The 24,973-nt window shown below is 72.7% G+C and carries 25 protein-coding genes and 1 pseudogene; 12 read left to right on the top strand and 14 right to left on the bottom strand.

Annotated elements, in window-relative coordinates; translation table 11 throughout:
- The first annotated feature begins 103 nt into the window (after nucleotides 1-103).
- Nucleotides 104-1,468, top strand: a complete 1,365-nt coding sequence (locus tag ACIGAQ_RS06725; RefSeq protein WP_399779628.1) for an FAD-dependent oxidoreductase — start codon at nucleotides 104-106, stop codon at nucleotides 1,466-1,468.
- 143 nt (nucleotides 1,469-1,611) lie between these two features.
- Nucleotides 1,612-2,115: a lamin tail domain-containing protein gene (locus tag ACIGAQ_RS06720; RefSeq protein ID WP_362283400.1), complete on the top strand. Its 504-nt coding sequence runs from the start codon at nucleotides 1,612-1,614 to the stop codon at nucleotides 2,113-2,115.
- A gap of 21 nt (nucleotides 2,116-2,136) precedes the next feature.
- Here the strand turns inward: ACIGAQ_RS06720 and ACIGAQ_RS06715 are convergent, their stop codons facing one another.
- Nucleotides 2,137-2,736 (bottom strand): TetR family transcriptional regulator, encoded by a 600-nt coding sequence (locus ACIGAQ_RS06715; protein ID WP_362283403.1) that lies wholly within the window; start codon nucleotides 2,734-2,736, stop codon nucleotides 2,137-2,139.
- A 130-nt stretch (nucleotides 2,737-2,866) separates the two neighbouring features.
- Between ACIGAQ_RS06715 and ACIGAQ_RS06710 the strand changes: the two genes are divergently transcribed.
- Nucleotides 2,867-4,309, top strand: a complete 1,443-nt coding sequence (locus ACIGAQ_RS06710) for an FAD-dependent monooxygenase (protein WP_399779626.1) — start codon at nucleotides 2,867-2,869, stop codon at nucleotides 4,307-4,309.
- A 2-nt stretch (nucleotides 4,310-4,311) separates the two neighbouring features.
- Here ACIGAQ_RS06710 and ACIGAQ_RS06705 read toward each other — a convergent pair whose 3' ends face one another.
- Nucleotides 4,312-4,731, bottom strand: a complete 420-nt coding sequence (locus ACIGAQ_RS06705) for an arsenate reductase ArsC (RefSeq protein ID WP_399779624.1) — start codon at nucleotides 4,729-4,731, stop codon at nucleotides 4,312-4,314.
- 79 nt (nucleotides 4,732-4,810) lie between these two features.
- Here ACIGAQ_RS06705 and ACIGAQ_RS06700 point away from each other — a divergent pair, with 79 nt between their 5' ends.
- Both ACIGAQ_RS06700 and ACIGAQ_RS06695 read left to right on the top strand, forming a co-directional pair.
- The gene (locus ACIGAQ_RS06700; RefSeq protein WP_399779622.1) at nucleotides 4,811-5,125 is read left to right on the top strand and encodes an ArsR/SmtB family transcription factor; all 315 of its coding nucleotides are present in this window, start codon (nucleotides 4,811-4,813) and stop codon (nucleotides 5,123-5,125) included.
- A 27-nt stretch (nucleotides 5,126-5,152) separates the two neighbouring features.
- A complete protein-coding gene (locus ACIGAQ_RS06695; RefSeq protein WP_399779620.1) occupies nucleotides 5,153-5,959 on the top strand; it encodes an aquaporin in 807 nt (268 codons plus the stop codon).
- 54 nt (nucleotides 5,960-6,013) lie between these two features.
- Here ACIGAQ_RS06695 and ACIGAQ_RS06690 read toward each other — a convergent pair whose 3' ends face one another.
- Entirely contained in the window at nucleotides 6,014-6,403 is a 390-nt protein-coding gene (locus ACIGAQ_RS06690) for a metalloregulator ArsR/SmtB family transcription factor (protein ID WP_311686271.1), read from the bottom strand.
- 82 nt (nucleotides 6,404-6,485) lie between these two features.
- On the opposite strand from ACIGAQ_RS06690, the gene ACIGAQ_RS06685 reads away from it, so the two are divergent.
- Together ACIGAQ_RS06685 and ACIGAQ_RS06680 are read left to right on the top strand one after the other, a co-directional pair.
- Nucleotides 6,486-7,904 carry an NAD(P)-binding domain-containing protein gene (locus ACIGAQ_RS06685; protein WP_399780699.1) on the top strand — a complete coding sequence of 473 codons (1,419 nt, stop codon included), beginning with the start codon at nucleotides 6,486-6,488 and terminating at the stop codon, nucleotides 7,902-7,904.
- 161 nt (nucleotides 7,905-8,065) lie between these two features.
- Nucleotides 8,066-9,046, top strand: coding sequence for an alpha/beta fold hydrolase (locus ACIGAQ_RS06680; RefSeq protein ID WP_399779617.1), 981 nt, complete (start codon nucleotides 8,066-8,068; stop codon nucleotides 9,044-9,046).
- Here the strand turns inward: ACIGAQ_RS06680 and ACIGAQ_RS06675 are convergent.
- The 6 genes and pseudogenes from ACIGAQ_RS06675 to ACIGAQ_RS06650 all read right to left on the bottom strand — a co-directional run bounded on the left by ACIGAQ_RS06675 (nucleotide 9,043) and on the right by ACIGAQ_RS06650 (nucleotide 13,046).
- Entirely contained in the window at nucleotides 9,043-10,158 is a 1,116-nt protein-coding gene (locus tag ACIGAQ_RS06675; protein WP_399779615.1) for an FAD-dependent monooxygenase, read from the bottom strand. The two genes, ACIGAQ_RS06680 and ACIGAQ_RS06675, sit on opposite strands and share 4 nt — an antisense overlap.
- Nucleotides 10,159-10,210: 52 nt before the next feature.
- A pseudogene (locus ACIGAQ_RS06670) lies at nucleotides 10,211-10,549 on the bottom strand (FAD-dependent monooxygenase); the annotation flags it as partial.
- A gap of 85 nt (nucleotides 10,550-10,634) precedes the next feature.
- A complete protein-coding gene (locus tag ACIGAQ_RS06665) occupies nucleotides 10,635-11,009 on the bottom strand; it encodes a hypothetical protein (protein WP_311686277.1) in 375 nt (124 codons plus the stop codon).
- Between the two features lie 176 nt (nucleotides 11,010-11,185).
- Nucleotides 11,186-11,752 carry a roadblock/LC7 domain-containing protein gene (locus tag ACIGAQ_RS06660; protein WP_311686279.1) on the bottom strand — a complete coding sequence of 189 codons (567 nt, stop codon included), beginning with the start codon at nucleotides 11,750-11,752 and terminating at the stop codon, nucleotides 11,186-11,188.
- A 38-nt stretch (nucleotides 11,753-11,790) separates the two neighbouring features.
- The gene (locus ACIGAQ_RS06655) at nucleotides 11,791-12,657 is read right to left on the bottom strand and encodes a hypothetical protein (RefSeq protein WP_399779612.1); all 867 of its coding nucleotides are present in this window, start codon (nucleotides 12,655-12,657) and stop codon (nucleotides 11,791-11,793) included.
- The gene (locus ACIGAQ_RS06650; protein WP_399779610.1) at nucleotides 12,654-13,046 is read right to left on the bottom strand and encodes a hypothetical protein; all 393 of its coding nucleotides are present in this window, start codon (nucleotides 13,044-13,046) and stop codon (nucleotides 12,654-12,656) included. The genes ACIGAQ_RS06655 and ACIGAQ_RS06650 overlap by 4 nt, the downstream gene beginning before the upstream one ends.
- 405 nt (nucleotides 13,047-13,451) lie before the next feature.
- Here ACIGAQ_RS06650 and abc-f point away from each other — a divergent pair, with 405 nt between their 5' ends.
- From abc-f to ACIGAQ_RS06635, 3 genes are all read left to right on the top strand, one after another.
- The gene (abc-f, locus tag ACIGAQ_RS06645; protein WP_362283430.1) at nucleotides 13,452-15,086 is read left to right on the top strand and encodes a ribosomal protection-like ABC-F family protein; all 1,635 of its coding nucleotides are present in this window, start codon (nucleotides 13,452-13,454) and stop codon (nucleotides 15,084-15,086) included.
- Between the two features lie 79 nt (nucleotides 15,087-15,165).
- Nucleotides 15,166-16,824, top strand: a complete 1,659-nt coding sequence (locus ACIGAQ_RS06640; RefSeq protein WP_399779608.1) for an ABC-F family ATP-binding cassette domain-containing protein — start codon at nucleotides 15,166-15,168, stop codon at nucleotides 16,822-16,824.
- A 142-nt stretch (nucleotides 16,825-16,966) separates the two neighbouring features.
- Nucleotides 16,967-17,524 (top strand): CGNR zinc finger domain-containing protein, encoded by a 558-nt coding sequence (locus ACIGAQ_RS06635; protein WP_399779606.1) that lies wholly within the window; start codon nucleotides 16,967-16,969, stop codon nucleotides 17,522-17,524.
- Between the two features lie 66 nt (nucleotides 17,525-17,590).
- On the opposite strand, the gene ACIGAQ_RS06630 is transcribed toward ACIGAQ_RS06635, so the two are convergent.
- From ACIGAQ_RS06630 to msrA, 3 genes are all read right to left on the bottom strand, one after another.
- Complete coding sequence (locus tag ACIGAQ_RS06630) at nucleotides 17,591-17,785, bottom strand: hypothetical protein (RefSeq protein ID WP_311686290.1); 195 nt, start codon at nucleotides 17,783-17,785, stop codon at nucleotides 17,591-17,593.
- Nucleotides 17,786-17,903: 118 nt separating this feature from the next.
- Nucleotides 17,904-19,346: an aldehyde dehydrogenase gene (locus tag ACIGAQ_RS06625; protein WP_399779603.1), complete on the bottom strand. Its 1,443-nt coding sequence runs from the start codon at nucleotides 19,344-19,346 to the stop codon at nucleotides 17,904-17,906.
- Between the two features lie 164 nt (nucleotides 19,347-19,510).
- Nucleotides 19,511-20,026, bottom strand: coding sequence for a peptide-methionine (S)-S-oxide reductase MsrA (gene msrA, locus ACIGAQ_RS06620; RefSeq protein WP_399779601.1), 516 nt, complete (start codon nucleotides 20,024-20,026; stop codon nucleotides 19,511-19,513).
- Between the two features lie 249 nt (nucleotides 20,027-20,275).
- On the opposite strand from msrA, the gene ACIGAQ_RS06615 reads away from it, so the two are divergent.
- On the top strand, nucleotides 20,276-20,764 hold the full coding sequence (locus tag ACIGAQ_RS06615) for a TetR family transcriptional regulator (RefSeq protein WP_311686401.1): 489 nt from the start codon (nucleotides 20,276-20,278) through the stop codon (nucleotides 20,762-20,764).
- A gap of 145 nt (nucleotides 20,765-20,909) precedes the next feature.
- Here ACIGAQ_RS06615 and ACIGAQ_RS06610 read toward each other — a convergent pair whose 3' ends face one another.
- Both ACIGAQ_RS06610 and ACIGAQ_RS06605 read right to left on the bottom strand, forming a co-directional pair.
- Complete coding sequence (locus tag ACIGAQ_RS06610; RefSeq protein ID WP_399779599.1) at nucleotides 20,910-22,085, bottom strand: hypothetical protein; 1,176 nt, start codon at nucleotides 22,083-22,085, stop codon at nucleotides 20,910-20,912.
- A 46-nt stretch (nucleotides 22,086-22,131) separates the two neighbouring features.
- Nucleotides 22,132-23,190 carry a gluconolaconase gene (locus ACIGAQ_RS06605; protein WP_311686298.1) on the bottom strand — a complete coding sequence of 353 codons (1,059 nt, stop codon included), beginning with the start codon at nucleotides 23,188-23,190 and terminating at the stop codon, nucleotides 22,132-22,134.
- A 587-nt stretch (nucleotides 23,191-23,777) separates the two neighbouring features.
- On the opposite strand from ACIGAQ_RS06605, the gene ACIGAQ_RS06600 reads away from it, so the two are divergent.
- Nucleotides 23,778-24,920 (top strand): hypothetical protein, encoded by a 1,143-nt coding sequence (locus ACIGAQ_RS06600; protein ID WP_399779597.1) that lies wholly within the window; start codon nucleotides 23,778-23,780, stop codon nucleotides 24,918-24,920.
- Nucleotides 24,921-24,973 lie beyond the last annotated feature (53 nt).

Raw genomic sequence — 24,973 nt, 5'->3', positions numbered from 1 at the left:
TAGCCTTATGGGCCCATAGACCGGACCCGCGTACCAAGTAAGGCTTGCCTTAGTTTAGGCTTCCCGTCGAGATCGCTTGTCGCCGCTCGAAGGGAACCTGACCATGCCCCGCCCCCTGCGGGTAGCCATCGTCGGATCCGGCCCCGCCGGGATCTACGCCGCCGACGCCCTGCTCAAGTCCGACGTGGCCGCCGAACCCGGCGTGTCCATCGACATCTTCGAGCGCATGCCGGCGCCGTTCGGACTGATCCGCTACGGCGTCGCCCCCGACCACCCGCGGATCAAGGGCATCATCACGGCCCTGCACCAGGTGCTCGACAAGCCCCAGATCCGGCTGTTCGGCAACGTGGACTACGGCTCCGACATCAGCCTGGACGACCTGCGGGCGTTCTACGACGGCGTCATCTTCGCCACCGGCGCGATGGCCGACCGGTCGATGTCGATCCCCGGCATCGACCTCGACGGCTCCTACGGTGCCGCCGACTTCGTCTCCTGGTACGACGGCCACCCGGACGTGCCGCGCACCTGGCCGCTGGAGGCCGAGAAGGTCGCCGTGCTCGGCGTCGGCAACGTGGCGCTCGACATCGCCCGCGTCCTGGCGAAGACGGCGGACGAACTGCTGCCCACCGAGATCCCGCCGAACGTCTACGAGGGCCTGAAGACCAACCGGGCCAAGGAGATCCACGTGTTCGGCCGCCGCGGCCCGGCGCAGGCGAAGTTCAGCCCGATGGAGCTGCGGGAGCTGGACCACTCCCCCAACATCGAGGTCATCGTCGACCCCGAGGACATCGACTACGACGAGGGCTCGATCGCCACCCGGCGCGGCAACAAGCAGGCCGACATGGTCGCCAAGACGCTGGAGAACTGGGCGATCCGCGACGTCGGCGACCGCCCCCACAAGCTCTTCCTGCACTTCTTCGAGTCGCCGGTGGAGATCCTCGGCGAGGACGGCAAGGTCGTCGGCCTGCGCACCGAGCGCACCGAACTCGACGGGACGGGCAACGTCAGGGGCACGAGCACCTTCAAGACCTGGGACGTCACCGCCGTCTACCGGGCCGTCGGCTACCTGTCCGACAAACTCCCCAAGCTGCCCTGGGACATCGACTCCGGCACCGTCCCGGACCAGGGCGGCCGGGTCCTCCAGGAGTCCGGCGAGCACCTGCAGTCGACGTACGTCACCGGCTGGATCCGGCGTGGCCCCGTCGGCCTGATCGGGCACACCAAGGGCGACGCCAACGAGACCGTGGCCAACCTCCTGGACGACTACGCCAACGGGCGGCTGCAGACGCCCGCCTCCCCCGCCCCCGAGGCGGTGGACGCGTTCCTCGCCGAGCGGGACGTCCGCTTCACCACCTGGGACGGCTGGTACAAGCTGGACGCGGCGGAGAAGGCGCTGGGCGAGCCCGAGGGCCGCGAGCGCGTGAAGATCGTCGAGCGCGAGGACATGCTGCGCGCCAGCGGCGCCTGATCTTCCCTACACCCGCGGGGCGGGTCCGGTGGCAAAGTCACCGGACCCGCCCTTTCGCGTGCTTGAACCATGTACGATCCGGATGCTTCACCGAACCATCACATCGCCTTCACCCGAAGGCCATGCAGGGGGGACGAACGTCCATGCGTATACGCCTTGTCACCACCACCGCCGCCGCGGCCGTCGCGGCTGGAGCCCTGACCGCCCTGGCCGCGGTCCCGGCCCAGGCCGCCGAGTACAACTCCGCGCTGAAGGTCCGCGGTATCCAGTACGACGCGCCCGGGAGCGACTCCAACCGGTGCTCGGGCGGGAACACCAAGGAGGAGTACCTGACCATCAAGAACTACTCGAAGTCCACGACGGTCAACCTCAAGGGGTACGTCGTGAAGGACGCGGCGGGGAACAGGTTCACCTTCACCGCGAACCACACGCTCCAGCCGGGCGACTACGTGAAGCTGCGCGGCGGCAACGGGACCGACTCCGACGCCGGCAACGTCGTCTACCGCGACAACTGCAACTTCATGTGGAACAACGACAAGGACACGATCTACGTGTACAAGCCGTCCGGCTCCCCCGCCGACGTGCACTCGTACACCAGGAGCGGCTCCGACAAGGACGGCAACGGGTACATCACGTACCACGGCTGAGTCCGGCCGCCCCGGGCCCGCTCAGGGACTCGGCGCCGTGAGATAGCGCTGCAGCGTCGGGGCCAGCCACGCCACGATCTCCTCGCGGGCCAGCCCCACGGCGGGCGGGAACCTCAGGACGTAGCGCGTGAGCGCCAGTCCGAGCAACTGCGCGGCGCAGAGTCCGGCCCGCGCGGATGCCTGCTGGGGGTCGGGGCAGATCGCGCGGGCCACCGGGACCAGCTGGTCACGGAAGACCGACTGCATCCGTTCGGCCCCGGCGCTGTTGGTCACCCCCACCCGGAGCAGCGCCGTCAGCACCTCGTTCTCCTCCCACATGCCGAGGAAGTGCGTCACGAGCGCCTGCCCCGCGTCCGCGCGGGGCAGTGCGGCGAGGTCCGGCATGGACAGGTCGATGGAGACCGCCGCGGCGAACAAGCCCTCCTTGTTGCCGTAGTAGCGCATGACCATGGACGGATCGATGTGCGCGTCCTTGGCGATCGCGCGGATGGTGGCCCGGTCGTACCCGTCGGTGGCGAAGCGCTCGCGGGCGGCCATGAGGATGGCGCTGCGGGTGTCCTCCGAGCGGCGGCGGGTGCCGCCGGACGCCGGTTCCACGCTCCTGCTGTCGCTGACGTTCATGCCGACCAGCGTAGGCCAACACATGTTTGCCAACAACTGTTGACCGTAGGGTGCACTCCGCTCTACTTTGGTCAACAGGCGTTGGTCAACGAGTGTTGGCCAACATGTGTTGGCTACAGGAGGTCATGCCATGCAGACCCAGCCCTCCGTGATCGTCGTCGGCGCCGGCCCGGTCGGCCTACTCCTGGCCGGCGACCTCGCCGCCGCCGGGGTTCCCGTCACGCTCCTGGAGAAGCGCCCGCACAGGATCAGCAACCTCTCCCGGGCCTTCGTGCTGCACGCCCGCACTCTGGAGCAGCTCGACGCCCGGGGCCTCGCGGACGAACTGGAGGCCGCCGGGCGCCCCTTGAGCAGTCTCCGCCTCTTCGGCCGTCTCAGCATCGACCTGAGCACCCTCCCCTCCCGCTTCAACCACCTGCTCGTCATCCCGCAGTACGAGGTCGAGAAGGTCCTGCGGCGGCGCGCCGTCGAGGCCGGGGTGGACATCCGCCACGAGACCGAACTGACCGGGCTGACCCAGGACATGGACGGCGTGACGGTGGAGCTGCGCACGGCCGACGGGCGGACGCGGAGCCTGCGGGCCGCGTACGCGGTCGGCACCGACGGGATGCGCAGTGCCGTACGGGAGGCGATCGGACTGCCCTTCCCGGGGCGCTCCGCCATCCGTTCCGTCGTGCTCGCGGACGTCCGGCTCGCGGAGGAGCCGGAGAACCTGCTGACGGTCAACGCCGTCGGTGACGCCTTCGCCTTCCTCGCGCCGTTCGGGGACGGCTACCACCGCGTCATCGCCTGGAACCGCGCCCGCGACGTGCCCGACAGCGAACCGCTCGGCCTCGACGAGGTCAGGGAGGTCACCCGGCTCGCTCTCGGCCGTGACTTCGGCATGCACGACGCGCGGTGGATGTCGCGCTTCCACAGCGACGAACGCCAGGTGCCCGCCTACCGGGTGGGGCGGGTCTTCCTCGCCGGAGATGCCGCGCACGTCCACACCCCGGCCGGCGGTCAGGGCATGAACACGGGCCTCCAGGACGCGGCCAATCTCGGCTGGAAGCTGGCCGCGGTCGTGCGGGGCCACGCGGACCGGGCCCTCCTCGACAGCTACCAGAGCGAACGTCACCCGGTCGGCCGGGCCGTGCTGCGCAGCAGCGGCGGGATCGTCCGGCTCGCCATGGCCAAGTCCCCCTGGACGCTGGCGCTACGGGCCGCGCTGACCGGCTTCCTGAACTCGGTCGGCCCGGCGCGGCGCAGGGCCGTCGGCGAGATCACCGGCATCGGCTACCGGTACCCGGCACCCCGCGGGGCCCACCGCCTCACCGGCACGCGTGTCCCGGACGTCGCGCTGGAGGGCGGCCGTCTCCACGAGGCCTTGCGCGGCGGCCGGTTCGTACTGATCGCTCCGGAGGCGTACCGGGACGGCGGCGGACGCGCGGACCGCCTGACCGTGGAGCACTGGCGGAGCGGCCGGGGCACGACCGTCCTGGTCCGTCCCGACGGATACGTGGCGTGGGCGGCGGAGTCGGCGGACCCGGCCGCGATCGAGCAGGCGCTCACCGCCCACGTGGGGTCCCGCTGAGGTCACGCCTTCCGTTCGGCGTCGATCTCGGCGATCAGGGCCTCCACTCGGCTCCGGATCTCGTCGCGGATCGGGCGGACCGCCTCGACGCCCTTGCCGGCCGGGTCCTCCAGGGCCCAGTCGAGGTACTTCCTGCCGGGGAAGACCGGGCAGGCGTCGCCGCAGCCCATGGTGATGACGTAGTCGGACGCCTGTACGGCTTCGGTGGTGAGGAGCTTGGGCGCGGCGCCGGCCAGGTCGATGCCCACTTCCTTCATGGCCTCGGCTGCGGCCGGGTTCACGCGGTCCCCGGGGGCGGAGCCGGCCGAGCGGACCTCGATCCGGTCGCCCGCGAGGTGGCTGAGGAATCCGGCGGCCATCTGCGAGCGGCCGGCGTTGTGGACGCAGACGAACAGCACGGAGGCGAGCGGGTCGGAGGACATCGGTTCTTCCTTCGTACGCGGGTCCCGAGGGGCAGGCCCGAGGTGACGTCAGCTCGGAGCGGTGTGACAGTATCAGCCCATGATGATGTCAGCCGACGCTGATCTGATGCGGGTTCTCGCGGACCCGCTGCGCCTCCGGATCGTCACGCTGCTGGCCGAGGAGACGCTCTGCAGCACGCATCTCATCGAGGAGACGGGCGCCCGGCAGACCAACCTCTCCAACCATCTCAAGGTGCTGCGCGAGGCCGGTGTCGTGGAGACGGAGCCCTGCGGCCGGTTCACCTACTACCGGCTGAGGCCCGACGTCCTCTCCTCACTGGCGGGCCGGTTCGCCGGCCTCGCCGCGACGGCGCGTGCCACCGTCGAGAACGACGTCAAGCGATCCTGCCCCTGACGCGCCGCCCACACCCCAGGAGTTCTGTTGTCCGCGACCGAGGCCACCGGGGTCACCGGGCCCGACCGAGGCGGGGAGTCCGCCGTTACCGCCGGCACCCCGGGCGCCCAGCCGCGGCCCGCGCCGGCTTCGAGCCCGGCCCGGACCTCAGCGCTGACCGCCCGGGCCGCGGCCGAACTGGTCGGCACGGCTGCGCTCGTCGCGGTGGTGGTCGGCTCCGGCATCCAGGCCACCGAGCTCACCGACGACGTCGGCCTGCGCCTGCTGGCCAACTCCCTGGCCACCGTCTTCGGCCTGGGGGTGCTCATCACGCTGCTGGGCCCCGTTTCCGGCGCGCACCTCAACCCGGCCGTCACCGTGGCCGAGTGGTGGACGGCCCGCCGCGGCGGCGCCGGGTTCGGCGCGCGCGAGGTGGCCGTGTACGTACCGGCCCAGGTGGCCGGTGCGGTGGTGGGGGCGATCCTGGCGGACGCCATGTTCGGTGAGCCGCTGGTGCGGTGGTCCACCCACGACCGTTCGGCGGGGCATCTGCTGCTCGGCGAGGTCGTGGCGACGGCCGGACTGATCCTGCTGATCTTCGGCCTGGCCCGCACCGACCGGCTGCGGTTCGCGCCCGTGGCCGTCGCCTCGTACATCGGGTCCGCCTACTGGTTCACCTCGTCCACGTCGTTCGCCAATCCGGCGGTGACGGTCGGCCGCGCCTTCACCGACACCTTCGCGGGCATCGCGCCGGGCTCCGTCGCGGGGTTCGTCGGCATGCAGCTGATCGGCGCGGCGATCGGGCTCGCGCTGGTGGCGGTCATCTTCCGGCCCGGCCGGGACGACCGCGCCTGACGCGACGCGCGCGGCCGGGGTGCCGGCCGTCCCGGCCGCCGGAGCGGGCGCCGCTCAGACGGCGGCGGCTCGGGCTGCGGGCGCCGTCGTCGTCAGCAACTGGCCCATCGCGGCGAGCACGGCGGGCTCCACCCGGTAGTACACCCAGGTGCCGCGCCGCTCGGAGGTCAGCAACCCGGCCTCCTTGAGCTTCTTCAGGTGGTGGGAGACGGTCGGCTGTGAGACCCCGACGTCGGAGATGTCGCACACGCACGCCTCCCCGCCCTCGTGCGCGGCCACGGCCGAGAACAGCCGCAGCCGTACCGGATCGCCCAGCGCCTTGAACATCCGCGCGGCCGTCTCGGCCTCCTCGGCGGTGATCGGGCGCTGATCCAGCGGCGGGCAGCACGGCACCACGCCCTCGCCGGCGGAGTCGAGCAGCGGTAGCGACTTGGCGTTCGACATGCGTCTATGTTGACACACGTCGAATCAGCGCGGCTCTCTGATTCGATAAATGTCTATGTTGACGCTCTTCGAATCAAGTGCCATGCTGACGGCACAGGACATCGACACATGTCGAAATACGCAGGGAGTCGTCGTGAACCCGTCCACCAGCGAGCTGCCCGTCGTCGTGATCGGAGCCGGTCCCGTCGGTCTGGCCGCCGCCGCACATCTCACCGACCGCGGCCTTCCCGCGATCGTCCTGGAAGCCGGGCCGGCCGCGGGTGCGGCGGTGCGCGAGTGGGCGCACGTCCGGCTGTTCTCCACCTGGGGCGAGCTCACCGACCCGGCCGCCGAGAAGCTCCTCGCCCCGGCCGGCTGGACCAGGCCGGACCCGGCGACGTACCCGACCGGCGGCGACTGGGCAGAGCGGTACCTGCGGCCGCTCGCCGACGCCCTCGGCGACACGGTGCGCACCGGCGCCCGGGTCACCGGCGTCTCCCGGGCCGGACGGGACCGTGTCGTCGACGCCGACCGCGAGACGCAGCCGTTCGTGGTGCACGTCGACCACGCCGACGGCCGCCAGGAACGGTTGTTCGCCCGAGCGGTCATCGACGCCTCGGGCACCTGGGCCACCCCGGGCCCGGCGGGGGGCAGCGGCCTGCCCGCCCTCGGCGAGGGCGCCGCGGCCGACCGGATCACCTACCGTGTGCCCGACCTCAGGGATCCGGCCGTGCGCGCCCGGTACGCGGGCAGGCGCACCGCCGTCATCGGCTCCGGAGCCTCCGCCTTCACCGCCCTGGCCGGACTCGCCGACCTGGCGAGGGCGGACGCCGGGACGGGCACCGAGGCGGTGTGGATCCTGCGCCGCCCCGTCTCCGGCGCCACCTTCGGCGGCGGGGAGGCCGACAAGCTCCCGGCCCGTGGAGCGCTCGGGCTCGCCGCGAAGGCCGCCGTCGACGAGGGGCACGCGGACGCGGTCACCGGTTTCCGCACCGAGGCGATCGAACGGGACGGCGACGGTGCGCTGATCCTGGTCGCCGAGGACGGCCGCCGTCTCACCGGGATCGACGAGGTGATCGTGCTCACCGGGTTCCGCCCGGACCTGTCGTTCCTGTCCGAGATCCGTCTCGGCCTGGACGAGCGCCTCCAGGCACCGGTCGCGCTCGCACCGCTGATCGACCCGAACCAGCACTCCTGCGGCACCGTGTATCCGCACGGACACCGCGAACTCGCCCACCCCGAGCAGGGCATCCACCTGGTCGGCATGAAGTCCTACGGCCGCGCCCCCACGTTCCTGGCGATGACCGGCTACGAACAGGTCCGCTCCGTCGTCGCCGCGATCGCCGGCGACCTGGAGTCCGCCGACCGCGTGGAACTCACCCTTCCCGAGACGGGGGTCTGCGGCGGGTCCGGCCTGTTCGACGCACCGGAGACCGACCGGGGCGAGGACGGCTGCTGCGCCCCGGCGCCGCGCCCGGTCCCGCTCGGCCCGGCGACGGACGGCGGTTGCTGCGGCGCCTGAGCCGACGCCGGTCGCTGCGGCGCTGAGCCGACGGCGGCCGCGCGGCACCCGGGCCGGCCGAACCGGCCGCGTTTGCCGAACCGGCAACGTCGTTCCGGTCCGGCCGGGCGGACGCCGGATGATCGGTGACGCAGCGTCCCTTTCCGACCGCGGGAGGATCCATGCCCCAGACGTCCGCCGCCGACCGCACGCACCGCCTGGTGCCGTCACCGGCCGGCCGCGTCCACCTCGTCGAACAGGGGGACGGGCCCCTCGTGCTGCTGCTGCACGGCTTCCCGGAGTCCTGGTACGCGTGGCGTCACCAGCTGCCGGCGCTGGCCGGGGCCGGGTACCGGGCGGTGGCCGTCGACGTGCGCGGCTACGGGCGCTCCTCCCGGCCCGCGGCCGTGGCGGACTACCGGATGCTCGCCCTGGTGGAGGACGCCGTCGCGGTCGTGGAGGCGCTGGGAGAAGACTCGGCCGTGGTCGTCGGCCACGACTGGGGCGCGAGCATCGCCGCGACCTGCGCGCTGGTGCGGCCCGACGTGTTCCGCGCGGTGGGGATGCTGAGCGTGCCCTACACCCCGCCCGGCGGCCCGAGGCCCAGCGACGTCTTCGCGGCCATGGGCGGCGACGAGGAGTTCTACGTCTCCCGCTTCCAGGAGCCCGGCCGCGCCGAGGCGGAGATGGAACCCGACGTCCGTGGCTGGCTCGCCGGGTTCTACGCGGCCCTGTCCGCACCCGCCGGCCGTCCCGGGCAGCCCGGACCCTACTTCGTGGCACGGGGCGGGAGGATGCGGGACCGGTTCCCCGAGGGGCGCCTGCCGCAGTGGCTGAGCGAGGCGGATCTGGACGTCTTCGCCGGGGAGTTCGAGCGGACGGGGATGACCGGTGCCCTGAACCGGTACCGCAACATGGACCGGGACTGGGAGGACCTGGCAGCATTCGCCGGCGCCCCCGTCACCCAGCCGTCGCTGTTCCTCGCCGGCCGCCTGGACGCGTCGCTGGCCTGGCTGGCCGACGCCGTCGAGGCGTTCCCGGTCACGCTCCCCGGCCTGACGGCTCGCCACCTCTTCGACGGATGTGGTCATTTCGTACAGCAGGAACGCCCCGCCGAGACCAGCCGCCTGCTGGTCGAGTGGCTCGCCGGTCTGCCGGCCTAGGCGCCCGGCAGCCAGCGCGCGAGGTAGGCGCGCAGGCCCGCGAGGTCGGTGCCGCCCGCCACGTAGCCCACATGTCCGTCGGGCCGGATCAGGGCGTGGGTGACGCCGGGCCATGGACCGTCCACGCCGAGGCGGTGGACGGTGACCAGCTCGTGCACCGGCGGACTCTGCGGCCAGAGGTGGTGGGGGCCGGTGAGCAGAAGGTGGTAGCCGGGTCCGGCGGTGCGCCGCTGGAGGCCGCGGGGAAGGTCCGGCAGCCGGTCGCCCGCGCGCGGGCCGCCCCTCGGCCGGTCCGGCCCGGTGGTGGAGGCGGGGCTCCTGCGGTAGTGGACGGCCAGTTCGGAGACCGCGCGGAACAGGCGTGCACGCAGGCCCGTCACGCGCAGGACGAGGGGCGCGACGCGCGGGGCCAGGTGGACGCGGGCCAGCCGCAGGGCGGGGTGGCTGCCCGTACCGACGGTGAAGGCCCGGTCGGTGAGGCGCCGCACCTGGCGGCCGACGGGGGCCCGCTCGGCCTCGTACGTCCCCAGCAGTTCTTCAGGCGCCGCACCCCGGCAGACGTGGGCGAGTTTCCAGCCCAGGTTGAGCGCGTCCTGGATGCCGGTGTTCATGCCCTGTCCCCCGGCCGGGCTGTGGATGTGCGCCGCGTCCCCGGCGAGGAAGAACGGGCCCTTCCGGTACCGGGTGGCGCCCCGGTTGTGCAGGCGGAAGGAGGTCGTCCAGACCGGGTCGCGCAGCCTCACCCGACCGGTCGTCCAGTCGTCGGCGATGCGCTGGAGGAGATCGAGGGTGACCTCCTCGGCCGGAGCCCCCGCAGGGCGCATGGCGATCATCCGCCAGGTGGCGGGGGTGCCGAGAGGGAAGAAGAACAGCAGCCCGGCGGCGGTCATGAAGGTGTGCGCGCAGCCCGGCTCCAGGCCGTCGGCCTCCAGGTCGGCCAGCAGGAACGTCCGCGGGTAGGCGTACCCCTCGAAGGCGATGCCCGCCCGTGCGCGCACCGTGCTGTGGGCGCCGTCGCACCCCACGACGTAGCGGGCCCGCACGGTTTCCTCGACGCCGTCCGGTCGCCGCAGCCGGCAGGTGACGTACCCGCCTGCGGGCTCGGCGCCCACGAAGTTCGGTGCCCCGCTCGACCCTGACGTCCCGCTCTGCCAGACGGTCCGTCAGGACGGCCTCCGTCTCCGACTGCGGGAGGAAGAGCAGGAAGGGGTACGGCGTGTCGTCGCACCCGACGTCGAACACCGGGACGTGCAGCTCCCGTCCGCGCAGGTGGAGGCGGAGCCGGACCGTGGTGCTGCCCCGGCCGACGAGGTCGTCGGCGACGCCGTGGCCGGCCAGCGCCTCCAGGGTGCGGGGCTGGACGACCGGGGCACGGGACTCCCGCGCGCGGTCCGGTGAGCGGTCGACGATCCGGAACGGGGTGTCGTAGGCGCTCAGCCGGGTCGCGAGGGCGAGCCCGGTGGGGCCCGCGCCGACGACCAGCACGTCCAGGGGTGCCGTCATGGCACTCACCGTAGACGCGGCGGTCCGGCGTGCCGGGGCCCTCCGCGGCGTGTCCGTGGCGGAGGGCCCGTCCCGTGGTGCCGGTTCAGACCTCCAGGTCGGCCTCGATCTTGCGGAGCTGGTGGCGGGCCATCGCGAGGTTGGCCCGGCTCCCGTCGAGCACCAGGTAGAGGAACAGCCCGCTGCCCCCGCGTCCCTTGAGCAGGCGGATGAGGTGGTACTGGGTGTTCAGGGTGATGAGGATGTCCTCGATCTCCTCCTTCAGGCCCAGGTGTTCCATGGTGCGCAGCTTGGACCGTACGACGTCGGTGTTGCCGGCGGCGGCGACTTCGAGGTTGAAGTCCTTGCCGCCGCCGAGGGTGCCGAGCGCCATGCCGCTCGTGTAGTCCACGAGGGCGACGGCGGTGGCTCCGTCGATGGAGGCCAGGCATTCCTTCAGCGCGGTCTCGGTGTTGGCCATGGGTGGGTTCCTTTCCTTGGGTCTTTCCTCGGTGGTGGTCGGGTGGTCCGGTGGTCGGTCGGGGAGTGCGGAGCGGCTCCGCGGTTCAGGCGCGGGCCGTTCCGGGGCCGGGCGGTGCGAAGGCCCGGCACTCGAAGGCCGGCGGCGCGGTGCCGGACGGCCCGGTGCCGGGCGGTTCAGGTGCCGGCCTGGGGGCGTGGCTGGTGGGCGGGGCGCTGCGGGGTGCGTACCGGCAGGGTTCCGATGGGCCGGGTGGTGGTGGCCGGGGGTGCGGCGGTGAGGTGTTCCTCGGTGTCGAGCGCGGGCGCGGGGGCCCGCTCCGGGGCCGGCGCGGGCGCCGGACGGTCGGCGTGGCGGCCGGTGCCCGGTCCGACGCGCGTGGCGACCAGGTCGGCGATCCGGGCTCCGCTGCGCCGGCCCTCCAGGTGGAGGCGGCCGACGTTGACCCGGTCCTCGGCGAGCAGGGTGAGGACGGCGGTGGCACCGGCCGCGTAGGTCGCGACGTAGCCGCCCGAGCCACGCACGAGCAGTTCGCGGAAGTCGCCGCGGGCGGCGGCGTCGGTCATGCGGTGGGCGACGCCGAGGGCGGCGGCGGTGAGCGCCGCGAGTCCCTCGGGTTCGGTCTCGGGCACGTCGTGCGCGAGGACGAGTCCGTCGACGGTGGCCGCGAGCGCGCCGGTCAGCCGGGGTATGCGGGTGCGCAGCCCACGCAGTTCGTCCAGGACGTCGGTTTCGACGGCCATGAGCAGTCTCCTTTCGGCACGCTGGCGTCGCGCGCGGATCACAGTGCCTCCAAGGCGTGCAGGAGCCGTCGCAGCAGAGCGGTGTCGGGCTCGTCCGGGAACGCCGGACGGGGGGCGGGCACCGGCGCGGCGGACCCGGCGGCCGGGGCGGCGGGCGCCGGGGACGTCACCGGCGCGTCGGGCGCCACGGAGGCTGCGGGAGCCGAAGGGTCCCCGGGAGCCATGGAGTCGGCCGGGGCGACCATCCCGGCGGCGGCCAGGCGGCGGAGTTCGACCAGGGTGTGGAAGGTGCGGCAGGCCAGGGCCGTGGCGATCTGCGCGGCGGTGCGGACGCCGTCGACCTGGGCGAGGATCCGGCTGCGGCGGGCGGGCAGGTCCACCGGCCCGGCTTCGGGTATTCGGGCGAGCGGTGCCCGGTCGACGGCGGGCTCGGGCCATATGCGGTGCAGCAGCTCGCGGCGGCGTCTGGACTCGCGCAGGACGGTGTCCACCGGTACGGAGCGGACGGCGCCGAGCCAGTGCGCGACTCCGGGCCGGAAGCGCAGGGCCGGACCGTCGTGGGCGAGGACGAAGTACGCCGCGTCGAAGAGGGCGCCGAGGTGGCACAACTCCAGCGCGCCGGCGGCGAGATGGCCGCTGTCCACGAGTTGCCGCCCCACGCGGCAGCGGCGGCCGGCCCGGTCGATCGCCTCCCACCAGCCGTCCGAGGCGAGCGCTCCGCTGTGGGTGAGCAGGTCGCCGAGGGCGGGGGTGTGGGCGGACTCGACGTGGACGACGCGTCCGGCGGCCAGGTAGACGATCCCCGCCTCGGTGGACAGGGCACCGCTCGCGCTCCGCTCGGCCAGGGTGGCGAGCCGGGCCGAGGCCGGTTCGTCGGTGCGTGAGGTGAGGATCTGCGTGATCATCCGAGCACCAGTCTGTCCGCCATCTCGGCCAGCCGTATGCGGGCCAGCGCCAGGTTGCCGTCCGTGCGGTCGAGCCATAAGTGCAGGAACACCGTGCTGTCGAACGTCGTGCTGACGAACCTCAGCAGGTGGTACGAGTCCGTGTTGGTGAGGATCAGATCCTGCACGGGTGGCTCCTTGCCCGGGCCGGCGTCCGCCGGTGCGAGCACCCCGCTCTCCGTGGCGAGCCGGGCGAGCTCGGCGGTCTCCGCCGCCGTCGCCTCCGGGTCGCCGCCCGGAGCGTCGCCCACGGCGCCCAGGGCCAGGCCGCTGATCCAGTCGACCACCGCCGCCCCCCGGGCACCGGGCAGCCGCATGGCCTCCAGCAGACTCTCGTCGATTCCGGGCACGCCGAATCCCCTCCCCCTGCACGGCCGTTCCCGCGAACGTGAGCACGACACTACGGTGGGTGCACGGCCCAGGTGAACGCTTTGGCATTTTCCAAAGGAATGTGCAGGGAAGCGGGCGAGCGGTGACCGCGCTCGAACGGAAGCGGGCAGGATACGACGCTCGGCGGCCCGTCGCCGCCCACGGTTTCGCGGGGCCGGCTGTTACGCTGTAAGTGACCTTGACCGTGCAGCGAGGAGTAACAGACGTGGTGGGTGAAGACGACATCTCCGGGTGAGATCCGGAACTGACGGCCACCGGACGCGCCGAGGAGCGCAGCCGTAGTGGCCGGTTCGTCGTACCCCCTTGTCCCACGTCTGCCCCGGGCAGAGCTCTCTCTGTCCGCACCCGTTCCGAGGTCTCTCTCCATGTCCGACGCCGCCGTCGTCTGCTCCCACGTGTCCTTCGCCTGGCCGGACGACACCCCCGTCTTCCACGACCTGTCCTTCACCGTCACGGCCGGCCGTACCGGTCTGGTCGCCCCCAACGGCTCCGGCAAGAGCACGCTGCTCAAGCTGATCGCCGGGGAACTCACCCCCCTCACCGGCACGTTGTCGGTGGACGGGACCCTGGGCTACCTCCCGCAGACCCTCCCCCTGACCGGCGACCTCACCGTCGCCGACGTGCTCGGCGTGGCCGCGGTGATCCGCGCCCTGGACGCCGTCGAGTCCGGGGACGTGAGCGAGGAGCACTTCGTCACCATCGGCGACGACTGGGACATCGAGGAGCGCACCCGCGCCCAGCTCGACCGTCTCGGCCTGGCCGGCCTCGCCCTGGACCGCAGCCTCGGCACGCTCAGCGGTGGCCAGGTCGTCTCCCTCGGGCTCGCAGCCCAGCTGCTCAGGCGCCCGGACGTCCTCCTCCTGGACGAGCCGACCAACAATCTCGACGTACGGGCCCGGCACCGGCTCCACGACGTGCTGTCGGACTTCAACGGCTGTCTGCTGCTGGTCAGTCACGACCGTGAGCTGCTCGACCGCATGGACCGCATCGCCGAACTGGGCAGCGACGAACTCCGGTTGTACGGGGGCAACTTCACCGCCTACGAGGAGGCCGTGCGCGCGGAGCAGGAGGTCGCCGAGAAGAACGTCCGCAACGCCGAGCAGGAACTGAAGCGGGAGAAGCGGGAGATGCAGCAGGCCCGGGAACGCGCCGAGCGCCGGGCGAGCAACGCCGCGAAGAACCTCAAGAACGCCGGCCTGCCGCGCATCTTCGCGGGCAACATGAAACGGGGCGCGCAGGAGTCGGCGGGCCGGGCCGGCCAGACGCACGCCGCCCGCGTCGGCGAGGCCAGGGCCCGGCTCGACGAGGCCGGGCGCGCGCTGCGCGACGAGCAGCGCCTCGCCCTGGACCTGCCCGACACCCAGGTGCCCGCCGGGCGCACCCTCTTCCTCGGCGAGGGGATGCAGGTCCACCTCGGCGGCGGGCCCGTGTTCGCGCAGGGCGGCGTCGACCTGACGATCCGGGGGCCCGAGCGCATCGCGCTGACCGGGCCCAACGGTGCCGGGAAGACGACCCTGTTGCGTCTGGTCACCGGCGATCTCACCCCGGACGGCGGGGAGATCAGGCGCAACGACGGGCGGATCGCCTACCTCTCGCAGCGCCTGGACCTTTTGGACGTGGACCGCACGGTGGCGGAGAACTTCGCCGTGTTCGCCCCGCAGCGGCCCGAGGCGGAGCGCATGAACCTGCTCGCCCGCTTCCTCTTCCGGGGCGCCCGGGCCCACCTCCCCGTCCGGGTGCTCTCCGGCGGCGAACGGCTGCGGGCCACGCTCGCCTGCGTGCTGTACGCCGAACCGGCCCCGCACCTGCTGCTGCTCGACGAACCGACCAACAACCTCGACCTGGTCAGCGCCGGCCAGCTGGAGAGCGCCCTCGACTCCTACCGGGGTGCCTTCGTGGTGATCAGCCACGACGAGCGGTTCCTCGCCGAGATCGGCGTCGGCCGCCGGCTGCGGCTGGAGGACGGCAGGCTCACGGAGGAGGGGGCGCCCGCGGTGTGATCCGCCGGACCGGCAGTGGCCCGCGTCCGCGGCCGTGCGCCCGGCGGGCCGACCCACCATCGTTCCGGGACGGATACCTGTGCCTCAACCCTCTCTGCTCGCCCATGACCTCGTCCGCATCCTGGGCGGACGCCGCGTTCTCGACGGCGTCTCCCTGACCGCCTCCCCCGGCCGGCGCATCGGCCTGATCGGGGAGAACGGCGCCGGCAAGTCGACCCTCCTGCGGGTGCTCGCCGGTGTGGACGAACCCGACGGAGGAAGCGTCTCGCGCCCCGCCGACCTGGGCTTCCTGCACCAGGAGATGCCCTTCGACGCCGGCGCCACCCTCGCCACGGTGCTGGACGAGGCGCTGCGCGAGGCCCGTGAGGACCTCGCGGAGCTCGAACGGCTCGGCGAGGAACTCGCCCGCGTGCCCCGGGACGACCCCGGTCACCAGGGACTCCTGGACGCCTACGGCAGGCGGCTCGAACAGGCCCAGGACCGGGAGTCCTGGGACGCCGACCGCCGCGCGGCCCTGGTGCTGGACGGGCTGGGGCTCGGCGCGCTGGGGCACGACCGGACCCTCGGGTCGCTCTCCGGCGGGCAGCGCGGCCGGCTGGCCCTGGCGGCCCTGCTGGTGCGGCGCCCGTCCGCGCTGCTGCTGGACGAGCCGACCAACCACCTCGACGACGATGCCGCCGCCTTCCTGGAGGAGCAGTTGCGGGGGCTGCCGGGGGCCGTGGTGTGCGCCGGTCACGACCGGGCGTTCCTCGACGCCGTCTGCACCGATGTCGTCGACCTCGATCCGGCGGTGGACGGACCGGTGCGCTACGGCGGCAACTACAGCGCCTATCTGGGGGAGAAGCGCGCCGAGCGGGAGCGCTGGGAGCGGCGGTACGCGGAGGAGCGGCAGGAGTGGGAGGCGCTGCGTCACTCCGCGGGTGTGACCGCGCGCCGGGTCGCTCCGGACCGGGGCCCGCGCGACAACGAGAAGATGGGCTACGGCCACCGGGCCGGCCGGGTGCAGAGCCAGATCTCCCGCCGGGTGCGCAATGCCGGACGGCGGCTGGCTGAGCTGGAGCGCACCGGGGTCGCCGAACCGCCCCCGCCGCTGCGGTTCGCGGCCGGGGAACTCGCCGCCCGCGCCGAGGAGGACCCGCGGCCGCTGGTGTCCCTGCGGGACGTGCGGGTGCCGGGGCGGCTCGCCCTGGGCGCCCTGGAGGTGCCGGCGAGGGACCGGCTGCTGGTCACCGGCGGCAACGGGACGGGCAAGTCGACCCTGCTCGCCGTGCTCGCCGGGCGGCTGCGGGCCGAGGGCGAGGTGCGCAGACGGGAGGGGGTGACGGTCGGGCTGCTCGCCCAGGATTCCGTGTTCGAGCGGCCCGACCGCACAGTCCTAGAAACCTATCGGCTGTCGCTGGGCCCGGAGCGGGCCGAGCGGGTGCCGCTGGCCGAGCTGGGTCTGCTGCCCGAGGCGGCTCTGGACCAGCCCGTCGGGCAGCTGTCCGTCGGACAGCGCCGGCGCCTGGATCTGGCGCTTCTGGTGGCCCGCCCGCCGCAGCTGCTCCTGCTCGACGAACCCACCAACCACCTCTCCCCCCGTCTGTGCGACGAGCTGGAGGAGGCGCTGGGCACCGCGCCGGGCGCGATCGTGGTCGCGAGCCATGACCGCTGGTTGCGGGGGCGGTGGCAGGGCCGTGAGCTCCGCCTGGGGCAGGGAGGCGGCACCGTGCGGCAGCGGCCGCGTCCTGCGGACTGAGCCCGGCCGGGCGCAGTGCCCCCTCCGCGCCCGGTCGGGCGCGGTGACCCTCCTCACCCGGCCGGGCGCGGTGCCCTGACCTCGCACGGCCGAGCTGTCACCGTCCTTGCACGGCCGAGCTGTCACCTGTCAGGATGGTGATGTGAATCTTGACCATGTCTTCGTCTGCGGGAACCCGGCGCTCGACTTCGCGGCCACGCTCCGGGCCCGGCGCTCGACGCGGTTCGAGATGTTCGTGACGCCGGACCGGCTCAACGCCTGGTACCTGGAGTCCGGACTCGTGGACACGATCACACCCGCCACCGAGGACGACGTCCGCACGGCGATCACCGTGCGCGAGGCCGTCTACCGGCTCGTCACCGACCGCCGCCTCGGCGAGGAGTTCGACCGGCAGGCACTCGCCGTCCTCAACGCCGCCGCCCGCGAGACTCCCGTGACACCGCAGCTCACCCTGGCGGGCCGGCACACCGACGCCACCCCCGCACAGGCCCTGGCCACCGTCGCCCGCCAGGCGGTCGAGCTGCTCAGCGGCCCCGACGTGCCCCTGATGAAGGAGTGCGGCAACCCCGAGTGCACACGGGTCTACATCGACCGGTCCCGCGGCACGCGGCGGCAGTGGTGCGGCATGGAATCCTGCGGCAACAGGATCAAGGCGGCGGCCTACCGCGCACGCAGGAAGACTGTCGAGCAGACCGGCTGAAGCGGTGACGAGATCACGGCAGTTCATCACCGGTCGAGGTGGCGATCACGCCGAGGTCGCGTCGCGTCACAGGCCCAGATCGAGCGCCAGGCACGAGTAGTACTTCCACGAGCCCTCCGGGTTGTGGGCGGCGCCGGCGCCCCCGCCCGGCCCGGTCTCCACCTCTTCGGTCATGTCCTCAAAGCGGATGCGCTCGGGGAGTTGACCGAACCGTGCGTGCCGCAGCACCGCGGCGGCGTCCGTCGTGACGTCCTTGCCCATGACCGTTCTCCGTTCGGGAGTCGACACCGTCCCACTTCCGTGACGACTCTCAGCATGCTCGCTTCGGCGTCACCTGTCAAAGGGGTGACGCACATCGATCTCTTCACCGTGTGCGGGCTCAAACGGTGATGGTCTTGTACTCGGTGTAGGTGCCGAGGCCGACGGCGCCGTATTCACGGCCGAGGCCGCTGGCCTTGAAGCCGCCGAACGGGCCGTCGAAGGCGATCGGGGCGCCGTTGACCGTGACGGTGCCGGTGCGGATGCGCCGGGCCACCGCCAGGGCGTGCTCCTCGTCGGCGGACCAGACGCCGCCGGACAGGCCGTACTCGGAGTCGTCGGCGATGCGGACGGCGTCGTCCTCGTCGTCGTAGGCGATGACGACCAGGACCGGGCCGAAGATCTCCTCCTGGGCGATCCGCATGGAGGGGGTCACGTCGGCGAAGACGGTGGGCGTGACGTAGTTGCCCTTCTCCAGGCCCTGGGGGACGTGCGGGCCGCCGGTGACCAGGCGGGCGCCCTCCTCGATGCCGAGCCTGATGTAGGCACGCACGCGTTCCTGCTGGTCGGGGCGGATCATCGGGCCGATGAAGGTGTCGGGGTCGTGCGGATCGCCCACCCGCAGCGACTCCACCAGTTCCTTCAGAGCGGCCACGACCTCCTCGTACCGGTCGCGCGGGGCCAGGATCCGGGTCTGGGCGATGCACGACTCGCCGTTGTTGAGCAGGGAACCGAACTTCAAGCCCGCGACCGCCTTTCCGATGTCGGCGTCGGGCAGGAGGACCGCGGCGGACTTGCCGCCCAGTTCCAGGCTGACCCGCTTGAGCTGCTCACCCGCGAGGGCGGCGATGCGGCGGCCGGCCCGGGTGGAACCCGTGAAGGCGATCTTGTCGACGTCCTTGTGCGACACGAGGTACTCGCTGGTCTCCCGGTCCGCGGGCAGGACACTGACCACGCCCTCCGGCAGCCCCACCCGCTCCAGCAGCCCGGCGAGGAAGCCCATGCTCAGGGAGTTCTCCGGGGACACCTTGAGGACCACGGAGTTGCCCGCGAGCAGCGCGGGGATGATCTTCGTGGTGGCGGAGGAGAAGGGCGAGTTCCAGGGGATCACCGCGGCGACGACGCCGGCCGGCTCACGGCGCACCACACTGCGCACCGGGGACGCCGGGTCGGAGGGGACGAGCGTCTCCTCCCAGGCGAACTCCTCGGCCGCCTTCAGGTAGGCGTTGGCCTGCCGGGTCAGACCCGGCTGGCCCGCCCTGGTGAACCACGCGGCCGAGCCGTTCTCCAGCGAGATCAGGTCCGCGATCCGGTCCGCGTTCTCCTCACGGAGCGCGTTGAAGCGCCGCAGGAGCGCAATCCGCTCCCCGGGCGGGGTGGTGCGCCACGCACCGGTCTCGAACGAGGCGCGCGCCGCGGCGACCGCGCGGTCGATGTCCGCCGGCCGCGCCTGCGCCGCGCGGCCGATCAGCGACCGGTCGTGCGGGGAGGCGATGTCGAGGAGGTCCGGGTCGCTCGGTTCGACCCAGGAGCCTCCGATGAAGAGCCGTTCGTACGTGATCATGCGCTTTCTCCCTGCAGCCGACGGGCCTGTCCGGGCCTCTACTTGAATCTGTCACTTCAATGTAGCACTTAGCTCCTTTAGCTTCACGTTGCCGTGCTCGACACAAAACAAGCGCGGCCGGGAAGGGAGAACCCTTCCCGGCCGCGCTCGCGAGATCTCGCGGTTCAGGACACCGCGCGCTTGGGCAACCGCCAGTTCGGGCGCGGGAAGTGGCAGGTATAGCCGTCGGGGTAGCGCTGGAGGTAGTCCTGGTGCTCCGGCTCCGCCTCCCAGAAGGGACCGGCCGGCACGACCTCGGTCACCACCGGACCCGGCCACAGCCCGGACGCCTCGACGTCGGCGATGGTGTCCTGCGCGACGCGCCGCTGCTCGTCGTCCAGATAGAAGATGGCCGAGCGGTAGCTGAGCCCCACGTCGTTGCCCTGCCGGTTCCGGGTGGTCGGGTCGTGGATCTGGAAGAAGTACTCCAGAATCGCGCGATAGTCGGTGGCCGTGGGGTCGAAGACGATCTCGATCGACTCCGCGTGCCGCCCGTGGTCCCGGTAGGTGGGGTTGGGCTTGCCGTCGTCACCGCTGTAGCCCACCCGGGTGCGTACCACCCCGGGCAGCGACCGGATCAGCTCCTGCATCCCCCAGAAGCAGCCACCCGCCAGCAGCGCCCTCTCCTCGACGTCGCTCATGGCGCGTCCCCTTTCTCTCTGCGTCGATCCACGCGGATCCAGCCTCGCACATCGGACCGGGAAACCGGATCGCGCGTCACCATTCGAGAGGGTGACGGGCCTGTGGGTCGGCCCTGTGGCATTTGAGCCATGCTCCTCCACAGCCACGAGACACTCCGCGTTCGAACGTCCACCGGCTGTGGCAGACTCGGTGCGGTGAGAGCCGACGCCGTACGCAATCTCGAAGCCGTCCTGACCACCGGCGCGCGGATGCTCGCCGCCGACCCGGGCGCGAGCATCGCGAGCATCGCCGCCGAGGCGGGTGTCGACCGGCGCACCGTCTACCGGCGCTTCGCCTCCCGTGAGGAACTCCTCGCCGCCATCTACGCGTCCCGCCTCACCGCCATCGAGCACGCGATCGAGGACGCGCGGCTGCGCGAGGCGCCCGTCGCCGTCGCCCTGCACCGGTACGTCGAGAACATCATCGTCGTCAACCGCACCTGGCCCGTCGACCTCGCCCGGATGCTCGACGACGACGCGGTCCGCGCCCGCCGTGACGCTTCCGTCCGCGAGGTCGACGCCTTCCTCGAACGGGCCACGCAGGAAGGGCTGTTGCGCGCCGACCTCCCTGCGGGGTGGGCGAGCGCGCTGCTCACCCAGCTGATGCACCTGGTGTCCCGCGAGATGCCGGGACTGACCCCGGGGCAGGCGGCCGACATCGTCGTCGACACCCTGCTGCGCGGCCTCGGCGCGCCCTGACGCACCGCGGCTGACGTGCCGCGCACCCGCGGCGAACGGATTGCGCACCGGCGCTGGGCGTGCTGCGCACCCGCGGCGAACTGCGGGCCGCCGGCCGGGAAGGCGCCGGCCGGGGGGATCGCCTGCCCCGGCCGGTGCCCTTCCGTCAGGCCCTGCGCTCCGGTGGCACCACCACCGTGCCGACGCCGCCCAGAGCCCGGGCCGCGCGCAGGGAGATCTGCCACAGCTCGCCCGCGTGGTTGCTGACGAGGATCCGGTCACCGGCACCGTCCAGGGCGAGGCCCTCGCAGACGCCCAGACCGGTCGCCACCACGCGCTGGGCGCCGTCGGCCAGGGTGATCTCGTACAGGCGCCCGCCCCCGTGGTCGCAGGTGTAGGCCCGGCCGGCGCCGTCGAGCACCACGCGTACGGTGCTCGCCCCGGCCAGACTGGTCACCAGGCGGTGGGTGCCGTCCGCCAGGTCGACCTCGTACAGGTCGCCGCCGCCCTCCCGCCGGCCGACGTACGCCTTGCCCTGCCCGTCCAGCGCCACCCCTGCGATGTTGCCCGGCAGGGCGTCGGTGACCGTCCGTTTCTCGCCGCTGTCCAGGTCGACGGCGATCAGGTGCCCGTTGTTCCAGTTGGCGACGTAGGCCGTGCCCGCGCCGTCCAGGGCGACACCGTACGCGCCGGGCACACCGGCGACCGTGCGGTTCGCACCGCTGGAGAGGTCCACCGCGACCAGGCGGGCACCGGCGTAGTCGGTGGTGTAGGCCGTGCCCGCGCCGTCCACCTCCACGTCGCCCAGGTCGCCGAGGCCGCTCGCGACCACGTGCCGGGCGCCGGTGTCGAGCTTCACCGCGGACAGCTTCCGGCCGGTGCGGTCGGCCACGTAGGCCGTGTTCCGGGCCGGGTCCACCGCGAGGCCCTCGGAGGACCCCAGGCCCGTGGCGATCCGGGCGAAGCTCGTCCGGTTGCCGATGAGCTTCGACAGGTCCTCCGGCTTCGGCAGGTCGTCGGGGCTGAGGTCCACCTTCGGCGGTCCGGCGGCCTTCATGGCCGACGAGGCCATGCCCGACGTCGAAGCGGGGTCCTCGGCAACCCCGCGCTGCGCGGCGGACACGTCCTGGAACTTCTGCAGGAGGGGGCCGAGGAACCCCATCACGTCGAACGCGCCCTGTGCCGTCTGGCGCATCACCCCCGGGTCGCGCTCGTTCTCCAGATCGCGCACGTCCCCCGAGACGCCGCCGGCGCCGGGGGTGTCGCGGTTGAGGTCGTCGGCGGCTTTCCTGGCGGAACCGGCTTCGCTCCCACCGGCATCGAAAACGTTCTTGAAGGACACGGCCCTGTCTCCCGATCTCCTCGACGGACGGTGACACCGAAGGCGGTCAGAGCGGCTGCTGCTGGCTCTCGTAGTCGATCTTCTCGGGCTGGAACACCCGGTGTTCGCCGACCCGGACGGCGACGACCTCGGCCACGCCCTTCTGCAGGAAGTGCCTGTTCTCGTCCGCCATGTCGAAGTGGTTGCTGGCCTGGGCGATCTCACCGAGCGGCCACGCGAGGACCTTCGCGTGGCGCGGGGTCGCGGCCTGTGGAGGCGTCCACTGCACGGGCACCGGCTCCGGGTAGTACAGGGCGAGCCACCCGCCGAAGGTGACGGGGATCGCGTAGTCGAAGCGCCTGATCTGCCGTCGTGTGGTGGCCATGACGTCGACCCGGCTGGGCACCTTCAGGCTGAGCGACGAGGTGTGCTTCCACGCGGTGGTCAGCGAGCCGCTGACCGACGCGGTGATCCCGAGCATCAGCTGGGCCGACAGCTCTCCGGTCCCCGTGACGGAGCTGGACGCCGTCGTCGTGCCGGTCGCCTGGGTCTGGGTCTCGTTGTCGACGCCGACGTTGTCCTTGCTGTTCTTCACCGTGGTCTTCTGGGACTGGTTCAGCGCCATGGCCTTCTGCAGCTGCGCCTGCACCGACGCGGTGGCCTTGGCCCCGAACGTGAGCTGCACCGTGCCCTGGAGCGACCAGCTGATCGTGTTCGAGATCGAGAACTCGACCGTGTCCGTCGCGGTGATCTCGATGGGGTCGGTGGCGTTGACGTAGGTCTGCTTCGACAGCATGTCCGGGGGCGGCTGGACGATGTCGCTCTGCTCCTCGATCAGCGGCACGCCCAGATTCATGTAGGCGCGCCATCCGCGCTCGTGCGCGGTGCTCTCCTCCTCGGGATACCGGCCGTAGCGCACCCCGTTGAGGGAGAAGCCCACCGGGGCGATCTGCTCTCCTCCGCCCTCGGGGGTCCTTTTCAGCGCCGGCAGGTTCCGTTCCAGGATGGAATCGGCCTTGGCGGCGATGTCGAGCTCCTCCTGGTTCCTGGTGGTGAGCGGGTGCCGCATGAACACGTCGCCGAGGTACGCCCGGCCGACGGGGTTGATCGCGCTGTCCTTGCCCACTTGTCTCAGCTCTCCTTCAGCCGTGTGTGCCCTGTGGTGACGCGGCGTTCGGGACTGCAGGCCGTACAACTGCGGGGGTCGCGGCGTGCGCGGGACGCACCTCGGCAGGGCGGGGGACGGTTCGCCCGCCGCACGAGGACGCGCAGCCACGCCTCTCGGTCTACCGGTCCGCCGGCGGACCGGACCAGGCGTGTGCCCAGGGCGCGCGGGTCGGACGGGGCATGACGGCGCTTCATGCGATAAGAGGAGCAAAACGCCCCCGCGGCCGGGCGGCGCGGCGAGCAGGGCCCGCCCCGATGCGGATGGTGGGCGGGCCCTGCTCGTGCGCACCATTGTCGGCACCGCGTACCGGCCGGGCCACGAGTGAGATCCACCGGTGTGCGCGCGGCGCGCACACCCCGTGCGCGCCGCACACCTCCCGCACTCCTCGCTCCACCTCGGGGCGCCGCCCGGTGCCGCACCGCGCCGCGCCCGGGGCACATGCCGCGGCGCGACCGGGGTAGGGACTGCGTGACCCCGGGTCATACCCACCTGCCTGCGGCGACGATACTGGCAGGCGCACGTGCCCCCCGCTCACAGATGGACTCATGCCGACATCCGACACCGCCCGCCCCCTGACCCCCGCCACGGTGTGGCTGGCGCGCGGCCGCCATGCCTCAGGCGCCGCGGAAGACGTTCTCCGCCGCTCGCTGCAGCGACGCAAGGACGACGGGGACATCGACGACTTCCTGGAGCTGCCCGAGGCCGGGGCCGGCCCGGCCGAGCGGGTCTTCGAGGCCCGCTGGCGGGCCGGCGGCGGGGTGACCGTGCGTGCCCGGCTGAGCGTCACCGCCGGGGCGGGCGACCGCCGGGAGTGGCTGCTGGCCGCCGAGGCGGAGGAGCCGTGGAACGACGACTGGCCCTCCCCCACCGCGCTGTTCTGGCCGGACGAGCCGGAGACGGCCTGGGACGAGGACGCCACCGCGCGCTTGTCCCTCGGCGAGATCAACCCGCTCCCCCGGGACGACAAGGAGGTCCGGCGCCTGCTGCGGAGCGCGGTACGGGGCGGGTGGTACATCCATGTGGTCGTCCACGAGGCGATGACCACCGACGACCGGGGCCGGGTGCCGGTGGCGCGCTGGCTGCCGCCGGGGCTGCGGCACCGCGTGGTGGAGCACCGCGCCGCGCCGCAGCAGTTGCGCGGGCTGAACTGGGCGCTGCGCGACTCCGGCGTGGAGGTGCCGCGCGGTGGTGCCGTGGTGCTGCCCGGCACCCCGGCGCCCGAGGGGTACGACGCCGGGGACTTCTCCGTCCGCGCGGTCTTCCTCGACGGTACGGAACCGGCCGACCTGGTGGACGCGGTCCGGCGGTTCGCCGCCCTGCCCAGGCCGCTGCCCGACGGCGCCGAGGAGTCCCTCCGGGCGCTGCGCCAGGACTGGCACCTGCTCACCCTCCAGGAGGAGCTGAACCGCCAGCGCGGCCTGGTGGCCATGTACGCCGAGGCGCTGGAGGCCATGACGAAGTCGCGCGACCTGTACCGGGAGGCGGCCGAGCGCGCCCACGAGGCGCTGGCGGCCTACCAGCAGACGGCAGCGGCCGCTCCCCCGCGCGAGCAGTCGTCCGGCGCGCCCGTCGCGTCCCCGCTCCAGCAGATCACACGCACGTTCGAACGCTTCAAGGCGATCCTGCCCGCGACGCCGTCCCGGGACGGCGAGAGCGCCGACGCCCACCAGGTGAGGTCGGAGCGCTAGCGCGTCCCGGCCCTTTCCTCGCGGGACGTACGTGTCAGTCGTGGCCCGGTGGA

This window comes from Streptomyces sp. NPDC085932, assembly GCF_044540525.1.
Classification (GTDB): domain Bacteria; phylum Actinomycetota; class Actinomycetes; order Streptomycetales; family Streptomycetaceae; genus Streptomyces; species Streptomyces levis.
This window is presented reverse-complemented; position numbering and strand designations above follow the sequence as displayed.